The sequence below is a fragment of the Actinomadura madurae genome (assembly GCF_047130825.1).
GTDB classification, from domain to species: domain Bacteria; phylum Actinomycetota; class Actinomycetes; order Streptosporangiales; family Streptosporangiaceae; genus Spirillospora; species Spirillospora madurae.
The window spans coordinates 7,503,838-7,518,299 of record NZ_CP083237.1 but is presented as its reverse complement, the minus strand read 5'-3'; the positions used below and the strand labels follow the sequence as shown (position 1 = coordinate 7,518,299).

Genomic DNA, 14,462 nt, shown 5'->3' with positions numbered 1-14,462 from the left:
CGGGCGGTGCCGCCTGTGCAGATTCCAGATTGCTCATCGCTGGTCAGACCCTCCGGCGCTTCGGCGGGCGGCAGCCGTTGTGCGGAACGGGCGTGACGTCCTGGATCGAGCCCACCTCAAGACCGGTCGCCTGCAGCGACCGGATGGCGGTCTCGCGGCCCGAACCCGGGCCCTTCACGAAGACGTCGACCTTGCGCATGCCGTGCTCCATCGCGCGCCGGGCGGCGGCCTCGGCGGCCTGCTGCGCGGCGAACGGGGTGGACTTGCGCGAGCCCTTGAACCCGACGTGGCCCGAGGAGGCCCAGGAGATCACGTTGCCGTTGGGGTCGGTGATCGAGACGATCGTGTTGTTGAACGTGCTCTTGATGTGGGCGTGCCCGTGAGCGACGTTCTTCTTCTCCTTGCGGCGCACCTTCTTGGCGCCGACACGGCTCTTAGGAGGCATTCTGCTCTCTCTACTCTGAGGTCATCGATCCGGAGGACCGACTCCGGACTACTTCTTGCCGGCCTTCTTCTTGCCGGCCACGGTCTTCTTCTTGCCCTTGCGGGTACGCGCGTTGGTCTGCGTGCGCTGACCGTGCACCGGAAGCCCGCGGCGGTGCCGGATGCCCTGGTAGCACCCGATCTCGATCTTGCGGCGGATGTCCGCCTGGACCTCGCGGCGAAGATCACCCTCGATCTTGTAGTTCGCCTCGATCCAGTCGCGGAGCTTGACCAGCTCGTCGTCGCCGAGCTGGTGGACCCGCAGATCGCCGCTGACGTCGGTGCCCGCGAGGGTCTCCAGCGCCCGCGTCCGGCCGATGCCGAAGATGTAGGTGAGAGCGACCTCGAGGCGCTTGTCGCGCGGGAGGTCGACGCCGAGGAGGCGTGCCATGTGGGCAGTCCCTTCATTCTCCCGGAGGTATGGACGCGTCGCCTCCGCACACACCCTGCCCGGGTGGCGGCCCCGGCCTCCGGAGGTCCGGGGGTGTTCCTCCACACGACGGTGCCGTACGACCCCGGGTGGGGTTCGTACGGCCCGGTGCGAAGGCTGCGATGCGCTTGCTGTGGTTGAGCGTCAGCCCTGACGCTGCTTGTGGCGCGGGTCGGAGCAGATCACCATGACCCGGCCGTGCCGGCGGATGACGCGGCACTTGTTGCAGATCTTCTTGACGCTCGGCTTGACCTTCACTGGGTCTCCTAGGAATCAGGGTCACCCCCGCGCCGCCACGCACGGGGAAGGCAACCCCAGTGGTTCTACTTGTAGCGGTAGACGATCCGACCGCGCGTGAGGTCGTAGGGGCTCAACTCCACAACGACGCGGTCGTCCGGCAGGATCCGGATGTAGTGCATCCGCATCTTGCCGCTGATGTGGGCGAGCACCTTGTGCCCGTTGTCGAGCTCCACCCGGAACATGGCGTTCGGGAGGGACTCGATCACGGTGCCCTCGATCTCGATGGCCCCTTCTTTCTTGGGCATGTCCTCCGCGCTTCGCTGATCGGCTCATTGGACGCGGCCCGGCTCTCCAGGAGAGAATCGGCCGCAACCCACACCGCGACGCGGAAGCGTCAGGGAAGGGGAATCAGGCGGCCGGCAACGGACCGACAAAGGAGTCTACGTCAACCGGCCGCCCAATGCGAAATCAACGCATGATACGGGTCCGGAGACTCCTCCCGACCCAAGCATACATCGCGTACGCGTTGTACCTTTCCAGGAGAGAGACGTCGGAGGAGGATCAGCATGCCGAGCTATGACTTCGCGCTGATCCTCAGTCGTCCCCTCTTCGAGGACGAACTGGATCCGCTGTTCGACCGCACGCACGGCGCGGTCACGGTCTCGATCATCAGCGAGCCCCAACACGCGGAGCGCCCCGGGAACGCCTCCTGCTCGTGGACCGGCGCCACCCTCGCCGCGGCGATCATGGAGGTGGTGGGGCACGTGGAGGAGAGCGCGCCCGGCCTGCACGTCCTGCAGGTGGAGGCCGACCCGCTGCTGACGATCCGCGACATCGCCGAGCGGGTCGGGCGATCCCTGGACTCGGTCCGGCACGCGATCACCGGGGCCCGCGGCGCCACCGGCTTCCCGTCCTCGGAGATGTCGACCGCCGGCCACCGGCTGTGGCGCTGGTCCAAGGTCGCCGCCTGGTACGACCTCGACGACCCGCAACTGGTGGAGGCCAAGCCGACCGTGCAGGCCATCAACGGCTGGCTCGCGCTGCGCGACGTCGTCCCCGACGTGGCCCCGGCCCCCGAAGAGGTGACCTCGGCCCTGTCCCTGGTGATCCCGCACGTCGCTTGACCGGCGGGGCGTCCTTGAAGGCTGACTCCCAGGGCGTGAGAGATGCCCGTAATGTCGTTTTTACATGGGCGAGTCGACAGTCCGGGCGGGTGAGCGCGAAGATCGTCTCGGGGCGGGCCGGGGGGTGCCCGGAGCGTGGGTCCGTGATGTGTTGGGGCAAGGGGGAAGAGGGGATCGATGGCGATCATCGCGCAGCTGAGCGACATCCACCTGGCGGCCGGACGGGACGGCGAGGTGGACGACGCCTCCGGGCCGGTGCGCGCCCTGCGGGCCGCCGTGTCCAGCCTCCTGTCGCTGCCCGCGCGGCCCGACGCCGTCGTCCTCACCGGTGACCTGGCCGACGGCGGGCGGCCCGCCGAGTACGCCCGGCTGCACGCGCTGCTGTCGCCGCTGCCGATGGCCGTCTACCCGATGTGCGGCAACCACGACGACCGCGACGAGATGCGCAAGGCGTTCGGCGACCACCCGGCCGTGTCCGGCACCGCGACCGGGCCCGGGGCGCCCGTCCAGTACGCCGCCGACGTGGCGGGCGTCCGGCTCGTCTGCTGCGACACCACCGTCGACGGCCACCCCCACGGGCACATGAGCGAGGAGCGCCTCGCCTGGCTGGACGCGACCCTCGCCGCCGCGCCCGGCACCCCCACGGTCATCGCCACCCATCACCCGCCCTACCCCATCGGGATGCGGTTCATCGACGACCTGCGCTTCGTCGACCCGGCCGGGTTCGCCTCCGTCATCTCGCGGCACCCGCAGGTCGTGCGGATCATCTCCGGGCACGTCCACCGGGCGTCCGTCGGGTCGCTCGCCGGGACGGTAAGCACGACCTGCCCGAGCACCTACCGGCAGCTGTTCCTCGACCTCACCAAGCAGGGCCGCGCCGCCGTCACGGGCGAGCCCGCCGGGTTCGCCGTCCACCTCATCGGCGAGGACGGCACCGCCACCACGCACTTCGCCCCGACCGGGAACTACCGGCCGCTGATGGACGTGGAGTGAGACGCGGAGTGAACCGTGGAGCGAGCCGTCAGTAGCCCCCCGGCCGGCCGCCGAAGATCGTGCGCAGCAGCAGGAGCGCGCCCCACGGGCCCGCCACCCAGATCCACCACGGGTAGACCGCGTCCGCCGTCGCCAGCAGGATGACCAGCCAGATCGTGAAGTTGATCCCGCTGACCACGGCCCAGGTCCCCCACATCGCGCGGGTGCCGGTCAGGTCGAGGTCGCGGGACGGGGGCCGCGCCGGCGACGCGGTGCTCTTCGGCTGCGACGCCGGGACGGGCAGCTGATAGAGATCCTCCTCCGGCAGGTCGGAGGTGACCTCCTGGAGCTGCCCGAGGGTCCTCGCCGCGTACACCGACTCCAGCCGCTCCTGCAGCTCGTCCATCGTGATGCGGCCGAGCGCGCAGTGCTCCCGCAGACTCGCCGCCACCCGGTCGCGGTCGGCGTCCGAGGCCCGGATGTCAGGATTCGGCGCCATCATTCCTCCCGCACCTTTAGGACGAGCTGTCCCTTCCATTCTGCGGCGGTGACGCGAGCTTCGCGAACCATTCCCGCCCCTCGTCGAGGGCGGTCAGGACGCGTGGACCGTCCTCGGTGACCGCGAACGTGTGCTCGAAGTGCGCCGAGGACCGCCCGTCGGTCGTCACGACCGTCCAGCCGTCGTCCAGCTCGACGGTCTCCTTCGTGCCGAGATTCACCATCGGCTCCACCGCGAAGCACATCCCCGGCTCCAGGACGGGCCCGTGCCCCGGCGCGCCGTGGTTCGGGATCAGCGGGTCCATGTGCATCTCGGTGCCGATGCCGTGGCCCCCGTACCCCTCGACGATCCCGTAGCGGCCCTGAGAGCGGATGTGAGCCTCGATCGCGTGCGAGATGTCCGTGAGCCGCGCCCCCGTCCTCCCGGCCGCGAGACCGCGCCACAGGGACGCCTCGGTGACCTCCAGCAGCCGCCGCTCCACCTCGGTGATCTCGCCGACCGGGACGGTGACCGCCGCGTCGCCGTGCCAGCCCTCGACGATCGCGCCGCAGTCGATCGAGATGACGTCGCCGTCCCGCAGCACCTTGTCCGCGCGCGGGATGCCGTGCACGATCTCCTCGTTGATCGAGGCGCAGATCGTGCCGGTGAAGCCGTGGTAGCCCTTGAACGACGGCACGCCGCCGTTGTCGCGGATGTGCCGCTCGGCGAGCGCGTCCAGGTCGAGGGTGGTGATCCCCGGCTTGACGGCCTCGCGCAGCAGCTCCAGCGTCCGGCCGACGAGCAGGCCCGCCGCGCGCATCAGCTCGATCTGCTCCGCGGTCTTCACCTGGATCGCGGGCCTACGCCGTTTGAACATCTCTCCCCGCCGTCATCTCTCCAGCGGGCGCAGCGCGGTCAGGGCGCGCTTGGTGACCTCTTCCACGGGCCCGGTCGCGTCGATGCCGACGAGGATGTTCTCGTCGGCGTAGAACTGCACCAGCGGGGCCGTGTCGTGCTTGTAGACCTCCAGGCGGTGCATGACGACCTCTTCTTTGTCGTCGTCCCGCTGGAAGAGGTGGCCGCCGCAGTCGTCGCAGATGTCGTCCTGCTTGTCGTCGAAGTCGACGTGCCAGATCCGCCCGCACCGGTCGCAGGTGCGCCGCCCCGACAGCCGGCGGACGACCTCGTCCTCGTCGACGACGAGCTCCAGCACGATGTCGAGCCGGGCGTCCCACTCGGAGAGGATCTTCTTCAGCGTCTCGGCCTGCGGGACGTTGCGCGGGAACCCGTCCAGCAGGAACCCGTCGCGGGCGTCGTCCTCGGCGAGCCGGTCGCGGACCATCGCGATCGTCACCTCGTCGGGGACGAGGTCGCCGCGGTCCATGTACTGCTTGGCCTGCCGGCCGAGCTCGGTGCCACCGCTGACGTTCGCGCGGAAGATGTCACCTGTCGATATCTTCGGGACCGACAGATGAGATGCGATGAACTGGGCCTGTGTCCCCTTGCCCGCTCCCGGGGGGCCCACCAGCACGATACGCACTACCGGAGGAAGCCCTCGTAGTTGCGCTGTTGCAGCTGACTCTCGATCTGCTTCACGGTATCCAGTCCGACGCCGACGACGATGAGGATGCTCGCGCCGCCGAACGGGAAGTCGTTGGTGGCGTTCAGGAGTGCGAACGCGACCATCGGGATCAGGGACACGAGCCCCAGGTACAGCGCACCGGGTGTGGTGATCCTGGTCAGCACGAAGTCGAGGTATTCGGCGGTCGGCCGACCAGGACGGATACCTGGGATGAATCCACCATACTTCTTCATGTTGTCGGCGACTTCAGTGGGGTTGAAGGTGATCGCCACGTAGAAGTACGTGAAGAAGATGATGAAGACGAAGAAGATCGCCATGTGCCAGGCGTTGTCCTGCTGCAGGTACGGCTGGACCTTCTGCAGCCACTTGGTGTCGGGCCACAGCTGCGTCGCCAGCACCGGCAGGTAGAGCAGCGACGACGCGAAGATGATCGGGATGATGCCGGCCTGGTTCACCTTCAGCGGGATGTAGGTGGACGTCCCGCCGTACATGCGCCGGCCCACCATCCGCTTGGCGTACTGGACGGGGATGCGCCGCTGCGCCTGCTCGACGAACACGACGCCCGCCATGATCGCCAGGCCGACGAGGATCACGACCGCGAAGACGAAGCCGTTCTTGGCCTTGTAGATGCTCCAGAACTGGGCGGGGAAGACCGCCACCACCTGCGTGAAGATCAGGATCGACATGCCGTTGCCGACGCCGCGGTCGGTGACCAGCTCGCCCAGCCACATGATGACGGTCGTGCCCGCCACCATGCAGATCACCATGGTCAGGATCGGGAAGATGCCCGTCTCGTACAGGATGTCGTCGCTGCCCGACACACCCTGGAAGAGCTGCCCCGTGCTCGCCATCGCCACGATGCCGGTGGCCTGCAGGATCGCCAGCCCGACGGTCAGGTAGCGCGTGTACTGCGTGATCTTCGTGGTGCCGGCCTGGCCCTCCTTCTTCAGGGCCTCCAGGCGCGGGATCACCACCGTCAGCAGCTGCAGGATGATGCTCGCCGTGATGTACGGCATGATTCCCAGCGCGAACACCGACAGTTTCAGCAGCGCGCCGCCGCTGAACAGGTCGACGAGTCCGTAGAGCTGGTTGCTCTCCTTGGCCGCGTCGGCGGTCTCCTTCAGCACCTTCACGTTGACGTTCGGCGTGGGCAGGATCGAACCGATCCGGAACACCACGATCATCATCAACGTGAAGAACAACTTTTTACGCAGGTCAGGCGTACGGAAAGCCCGAGCGAACGCGGTCAGCACCATTCCTCCTGCGCGACTGGCGAATTCATGGCCGCCGAGGGGCCGGTTACAGGTCCATGAGGTCCGGCGGAGGATACCCGCCGAGAAACCCGAGTGTGGAATCTCACGCGGTCACCTTCGCCCGTGTGACTCTAACAGCAGATGACACCGGGGCCGTCCCGCCCTTCCCGGCGGCCTCGCGGCCCCGGGCGATGGACGAGAACGGCCCCGGCATCGAAGGTGATCCTTCTTACAGCTCGTCAGTGGTCCCGCCGGCGGCGGCGATCTTCTCCTTGGCGGCGCCGGAGAAGGCGTGCGCCTTCACCTGGACCGCGACGGAGATGTCGCCGGTGCCGAGGACCTTGACCGGACGGCCGCGGCGCACCGCGCCCTTGGCCGCCAGGTCCTCCGCCGTGACCTCGCCGCCCTCGGGGTAGAGCGCGGCGAGCTTGTCCAGGTTCACGACCTGGAACTCGACCCGGTTCGGGTTCTTGAAGCCCTTGAGCTTCGGAACCCGGCGGATCAGCGGCATCTGGCCGCCCTCGAAACCGACGGGGACGGTGCTGCGGGCCTTGGTGCCCTTGGTGCCGCGGCCCGCGGTCTTGCCCTTGGACGCCTCGCCGCGGCCCTTGCGGGTCTTGGCCCTGTTGGCGCCGGGGGCCGGACGCAGGTCGTGGACCTTGAGCGGGGTGCCCTCGGTGTCCTTGCCGAGATCAGCCGCCATGTCAGTCGACCTCCTCGACGGTGACCAGGTGCGCCACCGTCCGGATCATGCCGAGCACCTCGGGGCGGTCCTCCCGGACCACGCTCTGCCCGATCTTCTTCAGGCCGAGGGTGCGCAGCGTGTCACGCTGGTTCTGCTTCTCGCTGATCACGGACTTGGTCTGCGTGATCTTCAGGTTGCTCATGACGCCGCGGCCTCCGCCCTCGGCTCGCTGCCCGCGGCACGCGCGCGCAGCATGGCCGCCGGGGCGACGTCCTCGATCGGCAGGCCGCGCTTGGCCGCGATCTCCTCGGGACGCTTGAGCGCCTTCAGGCCCGCGATCGTCGCGTGCACGATGTTGATCGCGTTGTCGCTGCCGAGCGACTTGCTGAGCACGTCGTGGATGCCGGCGCACTCCAGCACCGCGCGCACCGGGCCGCCGGCGATGACGCCGGTACCGGGGCTGGCCGGACGCAGCAGGACCTCGCCCGCGGCGTCCCGCGCCTGCACCAGGTGCGGGATGGTGCCCTGGATCCGCGGCACCTTGAAGAAGTGCTTCTTGGCCTCCTCGACGCCCTTGGCGATCGCCGCGGGCACCTCCTTGGCCTTGCCGTAGCCGACGCCGACGGTGCCGTTGCCGTCACCGACGATCACCAGGGCGGTGAAGCTGAAGCGACGCCCGCCCTTGACGACCTTGGCGACACGGTTGATCGCCACGACCTTCTCGATGTACGACTGGCCCTTGTCGGCGCCACCGCGGCGGTCGTCGCGGCGATCGCGACGGTCGCCACCCTGACCGCCGCCACGCCTCTGCGCTGCCATCAGTGGTTCCTTCCGTTGACCTTGTGCAGGGCCGTCACAGCTCCAGGCCCCCTTCGCGCGCACCCTCCGCGACAGCGGCGATGCGGCCGTGGTACTTGTTGCCGCCGCGGTCGAACACGACCGCGGACACACCCGCCTGCTTGGCCCGCTCGGCGACGAGCTCGCCGACCCTGCGGGACTTGGCGGTCTTGTCGCCGGAGTCGGCGCGCAGGTCCGCCTCCATCGTCGACGCGCTGGCCAGCGTGTGGCCCTTCCCGTCGTCGATGACCTGGACGAACACGTGCCTGCTGGAGCGGGTCACGACCAGGCGAGGCCGCGTGGCGGTGCCCACGACCTTCTTGCGGACCCGCAGGTGCCGGCGCTTGCGGGACTTGGCCCGCGCCGACGTGGCCTTTCCGGCCAGGGTCTTGGTGCCTGCCATGACTACTTACCAGCCTTTCCGACCTTGCGGCGGATCTGCTCGCCCTCGTAGCGCACGCCCTTGCCCTTGTACGGGTCGGGCTTGCGCAGCTTGCGGATGCGGGCGGCGATCTCACCGACGAGCTGCTTGTCGATGCCCTCGACGGTGAGCTGCGTCGGCCTCTCCACCGTGAAGGTGATGCCCTCCGGGGCTTCGAAGGGGATCGGGTGGCTGTAGCCGAGCGAGAACTCCACGTTCTTGCCCTTGGCCACCACCCGGTAGCCGACGCCCTGGATGACCAGGGTCTTCTTGTAGCCGTCGGTGACCCCGACGACCATGTTGTTGATCAGCGTCCGGGTGAGCCCGTGCAGGCCGCGCACCTTGTTGATGTCGTTCGGCCGGGTGACGACGATCCTGCCGTCCTCCTGGCTGACCTCGATGGGCTCCGCGACGGTGTGCGAGAGCGTGCCCTTCGGCCCCTTGACGGTGACCTCGCGGCCGTCGAGCCTGACCTCGACGCCGCTCGGCACGGTGACGGGGAGTCGTCCGATACGAGACATTGGTAGAGCCCTCCCCTCACCAGACGTAGGCGAGGACTTCCCCGCCCACGCCGCGCTTGCCCGCCTGCCGGTCGGTCATCAGGCCGGAGGACGTCGAGATGATCGCGACGCCCAGCCCGCCCAGGACCTTCGGCAGGTTGTCCTTCTTCGCGTACACGCGCAGACCCGGCTTCGAGACGCGCTTGATGCCGGCGATCGACCGCTCGCGGGTCGGGCCGAACTTCAGCTCGATCACGAGCTTCTTGCCGACCTCGGCGTCCTCCACGGTCCACCCCGAGATGTAGCCCTCCTGCTGGAGGATCTCGGCGATGTGCGCCTTGATCTTCGAGTACGGCATCGCCACCGAGTCGTGGTACGCCGAATTCGCGTTACGCAGACGCGTCAGCATGTCTGCGATCGGGTCGGTCATCGTCATGGCCTACTGGCCCTCCCTCGCCACGGTTTCCTCGGGTGATGGAGCCCGTGGACCTTTGGCGCGGTCGTGGACGCCCTCTCGGGCGCCCGGTTGGTCATTCATTACAGGCCGGCGTCCCGCCGCCCCCGGGGCCGTCCCCCGGGGGCCGCGGTCACCAGCTGGACTTCGTGATGCCGGGCAGCTCGCCGCGGTGGGCCATCTCCCGGAAGCACACGCGGCACAGGCCGAACTTCCGGTAGACGGAGCGCGGACGCCCGCAGCGCGAGCACCGAGTGTACGCGCGCACGCCGAACTTCGGCTTCCGCGCCGACTTGGCGATCAGCGACTTCTTCGCCATGCTCAGCTCTCCTTGAAGGGGAAGCCCAGGAGCTTGAGCAGCGCCCGGCCCTCGTCGTCGGTCTTCGCGGTCGTCACGACCGTGATGTCCATGCCCCGCGTCCGGTCGACCTTGTCCGGGTCGACCTCGTGGAACATGACCTGCTCGGTCAGCCCGAAGGTGTAGTTGCCGTTCCCGTCGAACTGCCGCGGCGACAGGCCGCGGAAGTCGCGGATGCGGGGCAGCGCCGTCGCCAGCAGCCGGTCCAGGAACTCCCACATGCGGTCGCCGCGCAGCGTGGCGTGCGCGCCGATCGGCATCCCCTCGCGCAGCTTGAACTGCGCGATGGACTTGCGGGCCCGGTTCACCGCCGGCTTCTGGCCGGTGATGACCGACAGGTCGCGGATCGCGCCCTCGATCAGCTTGGCGTCCTTGGCCGCGTCGCCGACGCCCATGTTGACCACGATCTTGGTCAGCGTGGGGATCTGCATGACGTTGGCGTAGCCGAACTGCTCGCGCATCTTGCCCGCGATCTCCTCGCGGTAGCGCAGCTTGAGCCTCGGCTGGGGGACGGGACGTTCGGTAACGGTCTCGGTCATCGGTCTCAGATCTCCTTACCGCTACGGCGCGAGATCCGAACCTTCGTGCCGTCCTCGTTGATGCGGTAACCGACCCGTACCGGCTTGCCGTCCTCGACGATCGCGACGTTGCTGACGTGCAGCGGCGCCTCGACCGTGACGCGACCGCTCTCCTTGCCGGCACGCTGCTGGTCGGCCTTGATGTTCTTGGTGATGAGGTTGACGCCCTCGACGACGACCCGCTCCTCGCGGGGGATGACGCGCAGGACCTTGCCCGTCGCGCCCTTGTCCTTGCCGGCGAGGACGATGACCTCGTCGCCCCTGCGGATCTTCATCAGAGCACCTCCGGCGCGAGCGAGATGATGCGCATGAACTTCTTCTCGCGCAGTTCGCGGCCCACCGGCCCGAAGATGCGGGTGCCGCGGGGGTCTCCGCCGTCCTTGATCAGGACCGCGGCGTTCTCGTCGAAGCGGATGTAGGAGCCGTCCGGGCGCCGGCGCTCCTTGCGGGTGCGCACGACGACCGCCTTGACGACGTCACCCTTCTTCACGCCGGCGCCGGGAAGGGCGTCCTTCACCGTCGCGACGATGATGTCGCCGACTCCCGCGTAGCGCCGACCCGAGCCGCCGAGAACCCGGATGCAAAGGATCTCCTTCGCACCCGTGTTGTCGGCGACCTTGAGTCGCGACTCCTGCTGGATCACGTTGACTCCTGTTCGTCACACCGGTTCTGACCACGACGGTGGTCAGCCTGGTGGAACCAGTAATTACTTGGCCTTCTCAAGGATCTCGACCACGCGCCACCGCTTGGTGGCCGACAGCGGGCGGGTCTCCATGAGACGGACGCGGTCGCCGACGCCACACTCGTTGGCCTCGTCGTGCGCCTTGTAGTTCTTCGTGCGGCGGATCACCTTGTGGTACTTCGCGTGCTTGACGCGGTCCTCGACGGACACGACCACGGTCTTGTCCATCTTGTCGCTGACCACGAGACCCTCAAGGATCTTGCGGCTGCTCCGCTGCTCGGTCTGCTGCTCGGTCATTCGTTGTCCTCCGCGGCGTCCTCGACCGTGACGATGCCGAGCTCGCGCTCCCGCATCACGGTGTAGATGCGGGCGATCTCGCGCTTCACGGTGCGCAGCCGCCCGTGGCTCTCAAGCTGGCCGGTCGCGGCCTGGAAGCGGAGGTTGAACAGCTCCTCCTTGGCCTCCTTGAGCCTGGTGACCAGGACGTCCTCGGGCTCGGTCCGCAGGTCGTCGGCGGTAAGACCCTTGGCCATCAGGACTCACCCACCTCTCGCTTGACGATCTTGCACTTCATGGGGAGCTTGTGGATCGCGCGCGTGAGGGCCTCCCGAGCGATCTGCTCGTTCGGGTAGGAGATCTCGAACAGCACGCGACCCGGCTTCACGTTGGCCACCCACCACTCGACCGAGCCCTTGCCGGAACCCATCCGGGTCTCGGCGGGCTTCTTGGTCAGCGGACGGTCCGGGAAGATGTTGATCCAGACCTTGCCGCCGCGCTTGATGTGGCGGGTCATCGCGATACGCGCGGCCTCGATCTGCCGGTTGGTCACGTACGCGGCCTCGACGGCCTGGATGCCGTACTCGCCGAACGTCACCCTCGTGCCGCCCTTGGCCATGCCGCGGCGCTTCGGGTGGTGCTGCTTGCGGTGCTTGACCTTGCGAGGGATCAGCATCGGTTACTCAGCTCCCCTCACCCTGCGGAGCAGCCTCGGCGGTCGGCGCCGGCTGCTCGGAACCCTGCTGCTGCTTCTGCTCGCCGCCGCGGCCGCCGCGCTCGCCGCCACCGGCGCCGCCGCGTCCGCCACGGCCACCGCGGCCACCGCCGCGGCGGTCACCGCGCCGCTCGCGGCCGCCGCCACCGGCGGCACGCTGCTGCGCGGCCTGCTGCTCGCGCTCGGCGCGCGTCTGCGCGGCCTCGCCCTTGTAGATCCACACCTTCACGCCGATGCGGCCGAACGTCGTCCGGGCCTCGTAGAACCCGTAGTCGATGTCGGCGCGCAGCGTGTGCAGCGGGACCTGGCCCTCGCGGTAGAACTCCGACCGCGACATCTCGGCGCCGCCGAGCCGGCCGCCGCACTGCACCTTGATGCCCTTGGCGCCCGACTTCATCGCCGACTGGATCGCCTTGCGCATGGCGCGGCGGAACGCGACCCGGCTGGACAGCTGCTCGGCCACGCCCTGCGCGACGAGCTGCGCGTCGATCTCGGGGTTCTTCACCTCGAGGATGTTCAGCCGGACCTGCTTGCCGGTCAGCTTCTCCAGGTCGCCGCGCAGGCGCTCGGCCTCCGCGCCGCGGCGGCCGATGACGATGCCCGGCCGGGCGGTGTGGATGTTGACCTCGACACGGTCACGGGTCCGCTCGATCTCCACCTTGGAGATGCCCGCCCGGTCCATGCCCTTCTGCAGCATGCGCCGGATCTGGACGTCTTCCTTGACGTAGTCCTTGTAGAGCTTGTCGGCGAACCACACGGACTTGTGGTCGGTGGTGATGCCGAGCCGGAACCCGTGCGGGTTGATCTTCTGACCCACTACCGGGCCCTCCTCGTCTTCTTACCGCCACCGGACGTGGCCGAGGCCTCGTCGCGTGACTCCACGACCACCGTGATGTGGCTCGTGCGCTTGTTGATGCGGTAAGCCCGGCCCTGGGCCCGGGGGCGGAAACGCTTGAGCGTCGGCCCCTCGTCCACCCACGCACGGCTCACGACGAGCGTGTCCGAGTCGAGCTTGAAGTTGTGCTCGGCGTTGGCGATGGCACTCGCCAGCACCTTGCCCACCGGCTCACTCGCAGCCTGGGGGGCGAACCGCAGCACCGCCTGAGCCTCCGCGGCAGGCAGGCCGCGGATGAGGTCCACCACGCGGCGGGCCTTCCTGGGCGTGACGCGGATGAACCGCGCCTGGGCCCTGGCTTCCATCGCTGTTCCCTCTCTCCTACGTGCGAACTGCTCTGCCTGCTAGCCGCGACGGCTGCGGCGGTCTTCCTTGACGTGGCTGCGGAACGTCCGCGTCGGCGCGAACTCGCCGAGCTTGTGTCCCACCATCGAGTCGGTGATGAACACCGGCACGTGCTTGCGGCCGTCGTGCACGGCGATCGTGTGACCGATCATGTCCGGCACGATCATGGAGCGCCGCGACCACGTCTTGATGACGTTCTTGGTGCCCTTCTCGTTCTGCGCGTCCACCTTCTTGATCAGGTGGTCGTCCACGAACGGGCCCTTCTTGAGGCTACGTGGCATGACGAGCGACTCCTACCGCTTCTTCTTGCTGCGACGACGGACGATCAGCCGGTCGCTCGACTTGTTCGCCTGGCGAGTGCGGCCTTCCTTCTTACCGGCCGGGTTCACCGGGTGCCGGCCACCGGAGGTCTTGCCCTCACCACCACCGTGCGGGTGGTCGATCGGGTTCATGGCCACGCCGCGGACGGTCGGGCGCTTGCCCTTCCACCGCATGCGGCCGGCCTTGCCCCAGTTGATGTTCGACTGCTCGGCGTTGCCGACCTCGCCGACCGTCGCGCGGCACCGCACGTCCACCATCCGCATCTCACCGGAGGGCATGCGCAGCGTGGCGTACTTGCCCTCCTTGGCCAGCAGCTGGACGCCGGCGCCCGCGCTGCGGGCGATCTTGGCGCCGCCGCCGGGGCGGAGCTCGATGGCGTGGATGACCGTACCGGTCGGGATGTTGCGCAGCGGCAGGCAGTTGCCCGGCTTGATGTCCGCGCCCGGCCCGTTCTCCACCCGGTCGCCCTGCCGGAGACCGCGCGGGGCGAGGATGTAGCGCTTCTCGCCGTCCACGTAGTGCAGCAGCGCGATCCGCGCGGTGCGGTTCGGGTCGTACTCGATGTGCGCGACCTTGGCCGGCACGCCGTCCTTGTCGTGCCGGCGGAAGTCGATCACGCGGTAGGCGCGCTTGTGCCCGCCGCCCTGGTGCCGGGTCGTGATGCGGCCGTGGTTGTTGCGGCCGCCCTTCTTGGGGAGCGGACGCAGCAGCGACTTCTCCGGCTCGCGGCGCGTGACCTCGACGAAGTCGGCCACGCTGGAACCGCGACGACCCGGAGTCGTCGGCTTGTAGTTACGGATGCCCATCTTTTTCGTTCATCCCTTAATCTGCTC

27 protein-coding genes are annotated in these 14,462 nt (G+C 68.6%); 2 read left to right on the top strand and 25 right to left on the bottom strand.

Annotation, left to right across the window (positions count from 1 at the left end; all coding sequences use genetic code 11):
• Positions 1 to 43 precede the first annotated feature (43 nt).
• The 4 genes from rpsK to infA form a co-directional block, all read right to left on the bottom strand.
• The gene (gene rpsK / locus K8Z49_RS34730) at positions 44 to 445 is read right to left on the bottom strand and encodes a 30S ribosomal protein S11 (protein ID WP_021596710.1); all 402 of its coding nucleotides are present in this window, start codon (positions 443 to 445) and stop codon (positions 44 to 46) included.
• Positions 446 to 493: 48 nt separating this feature from the next.
• Positions 494 to 874: a 30S ribosomal protein S13 gene (rpsM, locus tag K8Z49_RS34725; protein ID WP_021596711.1), complete on the bottom strand. Its 381-nt coding sequence runs from the start codon at positions 872 to 874 to the stop codon at positions 494 to 496.
• 183 nt (positions 875 to 1,057) lie between these two features.
• On the bottom strand, positions 1,058 to 1,171 hold the full coding sequence (gene rpmJ, locus K8Z49_RS34720; protein WP_021596712.1) for a 50S ribosomal protein L36: 114 nt from the start codon (positions 1,169 to 1,171) through the stop codon (positions 1,058 to 1,060).
• 65 nt (positions 1,172 to 1,236) lie between these two features.
• Positions 1,237 to 1,458, bottom strand: coding sequence for a translation initiation factor IF-1 (infA, locus tag K8Z49_RS34715; protein ID WP_018657567.1), 222 nt, complete (start codon positions 1,456 to 1,458; stop codon positions 1,237 to 1,239).
• Between the two features lie 261 nt (positions 1,459 to 1,719).
• Between infA and K8Z49_RS34710 the strand changes: the two genes are divergently transcribed.
• Positions 1,720 to 2,277 (top strand): hypothetical protein, encoded by a 558-nt coding sequence (locus K8Z49_RS34710; protein WP_075023904.1) that lies wholly within the window; start codon positions 1,720 to 1,722, stop codon positions 2,275 to 2,277.
• 177 nt (positions 2,278 to 2,454) lie between these two features.
• Positions 2,455 to 3,270: a phosphodiesterase gene (locus tag K8Z49_RS34705; protein ID WP_021596714.1), complete on the top strand. Its 816-nt coding sequence runs from the start codon at positions 2,455 to 2,457 to the stop codon at positions 3,268 to 3,270.
• Positions 3,271 to 3,298: 28 nt separating this feature from the next.
• Here the strand turns inward: K8Z49_RS34705 and K8Z49_RS34700 are convergent, their stop codons facing one another.
• From K8Z49_RS34700 to rplB, 21 genes are all read right to left on the bottom strand, one after another.
• Positions 3,299 to 3,751 carry a DUF1707 SHOCT-like domain-containing protein gene (locus tag K8Z49_RS34700; RefSeq protein ID WP_024934178.1) on the bottom strand — a complete coding sequence of 151 codons (453 nt, stop codon included), beginning with the start codon at positions 3,749 to 3,751 and terminating at the stop codon, positions 3,299 to 3,301.
• A gap of 13 nt (positions 3,752 to 3,764) precedes the next feature.
• A complete protein-coding gene (gene map, locus K8Z49_RS34695) occupies positions 3,765 to 4,604 on the bottom strand; it encodes a type I methionyl aminopeptidase (RefSeq protein ID WP_412516159.1) in 840 nt (279 codons plus the stop codon).
• A 12-nt stretch (positions 4,605 to 4,616) separates the two neighbouring features.
• Positions 4,617 to 5,267, bottom strand: coding sequence for an adenylate kinase (locus tag K8Z49_RS34690; RefSeq protein ID WP_021596717.1), 651 nt, complete (start codon positions 5,265 to 5,267; stop codon positions 4,617 to 4,619).
• The gene (secY, locus tag K8Z49_RS34685) at positions 5,267 to 6,493 is read right to left on the bottom strand and encodes a preprotein translocase subunit SecY (protein ID WP_412521230.1); all 1,227 of its coding nucleotides are present in this window, start codon (positions 6,491 to 6,493) and stop codon (positions 5,267 to 5,269) included. The genes K8Z49_RS34690 and secY overlap by 1 nt, the downstream gene beginning before the upstream one ends.
• Before the next feature lie 298 nt (positions 6,494 to 6,791).
• Entirely contained in the window at positions 6,792 to 7,265 is a 474-nt protein-coding gene (gene rplO, locus K8Z49_RS34680; protein WP_021596719.1) for a 50S ribosomal protein L15, read from the bottom strand.
• 1 nt (position 7,266) lies between these two features.
• A complete protein-coding gene (gene rpmD / locus K8Z49_RS34675) occupies positions 7,267 to 7,449 on the bottom strand; it encodes a 50S ribosomal protein L30 (RefSeq protein WP_021596720.1) in 183 nt (60 codons plus the stop codon).
• Entirely contained in the window at positions 7,446 to 8,066 is a 621-nt protein-coding gene (gene rpsE / locus K8Z49_RS34670; RefSeq protein ID WP_021596721.1) for a 30S ribosomal protein S5, read from the bottom strand. Before rpsE ends, rpmD begins: the two co-directional genes overlap by 4 nt.
• Before the next feature lie 34 nt (positions 8,067 to 8,100).
• Positions 8,101 to 8,487, bottom strand: a complete 387-nt coding sequence (rplR, locus tag K8Z49_RS34665) for a 50S ribosomal protein L18 (RefSeq protein WP_021596722.1) — start codon at positions 8,485 to 8,487, stop codon at positions 8,101 to 8,103.
• A 2-nt stretch (positions 8,488 to 8,489) separates the two neighbouring features.
• On the bottom strand, positions 8,490 to 9,026 hold the full coding sequence (gene rplF, locus K8Z49_RS34660; protein WP_024934181.1) for a 50S ribosomal protein L6: 537 nt from the start codon (positions 9,024 to 9,026) through the stop codon (positions 8,490 to 8,492).
• 16 nt (positions 9,027 to 9,042) lie between these two features.
• On the bottom strand, positions 9,043 to 9,441 hold the full coding sequence (gene rpsH, locus K8Z49_RS34655) for a 30S ribosomal protein S8 (RefSeq protein WP_021596724.1): 399 nt from the start codon (positions 9,439 to 9,441) through the stop codon (positions 9,043 to 9,045).
• Between the two features lie 151 nt (positions 9,442 to 9,592).
• Positions 9,593 to 9,778 carry a type Z 30S ribosomal protein S14 gene (locus K8Z49_RS34650; protein WP_021596725.1) on the bottom strand — a complete coding sequence of 62 codons (186 nt, stop codon included), beginning with the start codon at positions 9,776 to 9,778 and terminating at the stop codon, positions 9,593 to 9,595.
• A gap of 2 nt (positions 9,779 to 9,780) precedes the next feature.
• Entirely contained in the window at positions 9,781 to 10,356 is a 576-nt protein-coding gene (gene rplE, locus K8Z49_RS34645) for a 50S ribosomal protein L5 (RefSeq protein ID WP_021596726.1), read from the bottom strand.
• Between the two features lie 5 nt (positions 10,357 to 10,361).
• Positions 10,362 to 10,670 carry a 50S ribosomal protein L24 gene (rplX, locus tag K8Z49_RS34640; protein ID WP_021596727.1) on the bottom strand — a complete coding sequence of 103 codons (309 nt, stop codon included), beginning with the start codon at positions 10,668 to 10,670 and terminating at the stop codon, positions 10,362 to 10,364.
• Positions 10,670 to 11,038, bottom strand: coding sequence for a 50S ribosomal protein L14 (gene rplN, locus K8Z49_RS34635; protein ID WP_021596728.1), 369 nt, complete (start codon positions 11,036 to 11,038; stop codon positions 10,670 to 10,672). The genes rplX and rplN overlap by 1 nt, the downstream gene beginning before the upstream one ends.
• 63 nt (positions 11,039 to 11,101) lie before the next feature.
• Positions 11,102 to 11,374 carry a 30S ribosomal protein S17 gene (rpsQ, locus tag K8Z49_RS34630; RefSeq protein WP_021596729.1) on the bottom strand — a complete coding sequence of 91 codons (273 nt, stop codon included), beginning with the start codon at positions 11,372 to 11,374 and terminating at the stop codon, positions 11,102 to 11,104.
• Positions 11,371 to 11,610 (bottom strand): 50S ribosomal protein L29, encoded by a 240-nt coding sequence (gene rpmC / locus K8Z49_RS34625; RefSeq protein WP_412516158.1) that lies wholly within the window; start codon positions 11,608 to 11,610, stop codon positions 11,371 to 11,373. The genes rpsQ and rpmC overlap by 4 nt, the downstream gene beginning before the upstream one ends.
• Positions 11,610 to 12,029 carry a 50S ribosomal protein L16 gene (gene rplP / locus K8Z49_RS34620; RefSeq protein WP_021596731.1) on the bottom strand — a complete coding sequence of 140 codons (420 nt, stop codon included), beginning with the start codon at positions 12,027 to 12,029 and terminating at the stop codon, positions 11,610 to 11,612. Before rplP ends, rpmC begins: the two co-directional genes overlap by 1 nt.
• Positions 12,030 to 12,036: 7 nt before the next feature.
• A complete protein-coding gene (gene rpsC, locus K8Z49_RS34615; protein WP_024934182.1) occupies positions 12,037 to 12,885 on the bottom strand; it encodes a 30S ribosomal protein S3 in 849 nt (282 codons plus the stop codon).
• On the bottom strand, positions 12,885 to 13,268 hold the full coding sequence (gene rplV, locus K8Z49_RS34610) for a 50S ribosomal protein L22 (RefSeq protein WP_021597486.1): 384 nt from the start codon (positions 13,266 to 13,268) through the stop codon (positions 12,885 to 12,887). Before rplV ends, rpsC begins: the two co-directional genes overlap by 1 nt.
• Positions 13,269 to 13,307: 39 nt before the next feature.
• Positions 13,308 to 13,589 carry a 30S ribosomal protein S19 gene (gene rpsS, locus K8Z49_RS34605; protein WP_021597487.1) on the bottom strand — a complete coding sequence of 94 codons (282 nt, stop codon included), beginning with the start codon at positions 13,587 to 13,589 and terminating at the stop codon, positions 13,308 to 13,310.
• Positions 13,590 to 13,601: 12 nt separating this feature from the next.
• Positions 13,602 to 14,435 carry a 50S ribosomal protein L2 gene (rplB, locus tag K8Z49_RS34600; protein ID WP_024934183.1) on the bottom strand — a complete coding sequence of 278 codons (834 nt, stop codon included), beginning with the start codon at positions 14,433 to 14,435 and terminating at the stop codon, positions 13,602 to 13,604.
• Between the last annotated feature and the right edge of the window lie 27 nt (positions 14,436 to 14,462).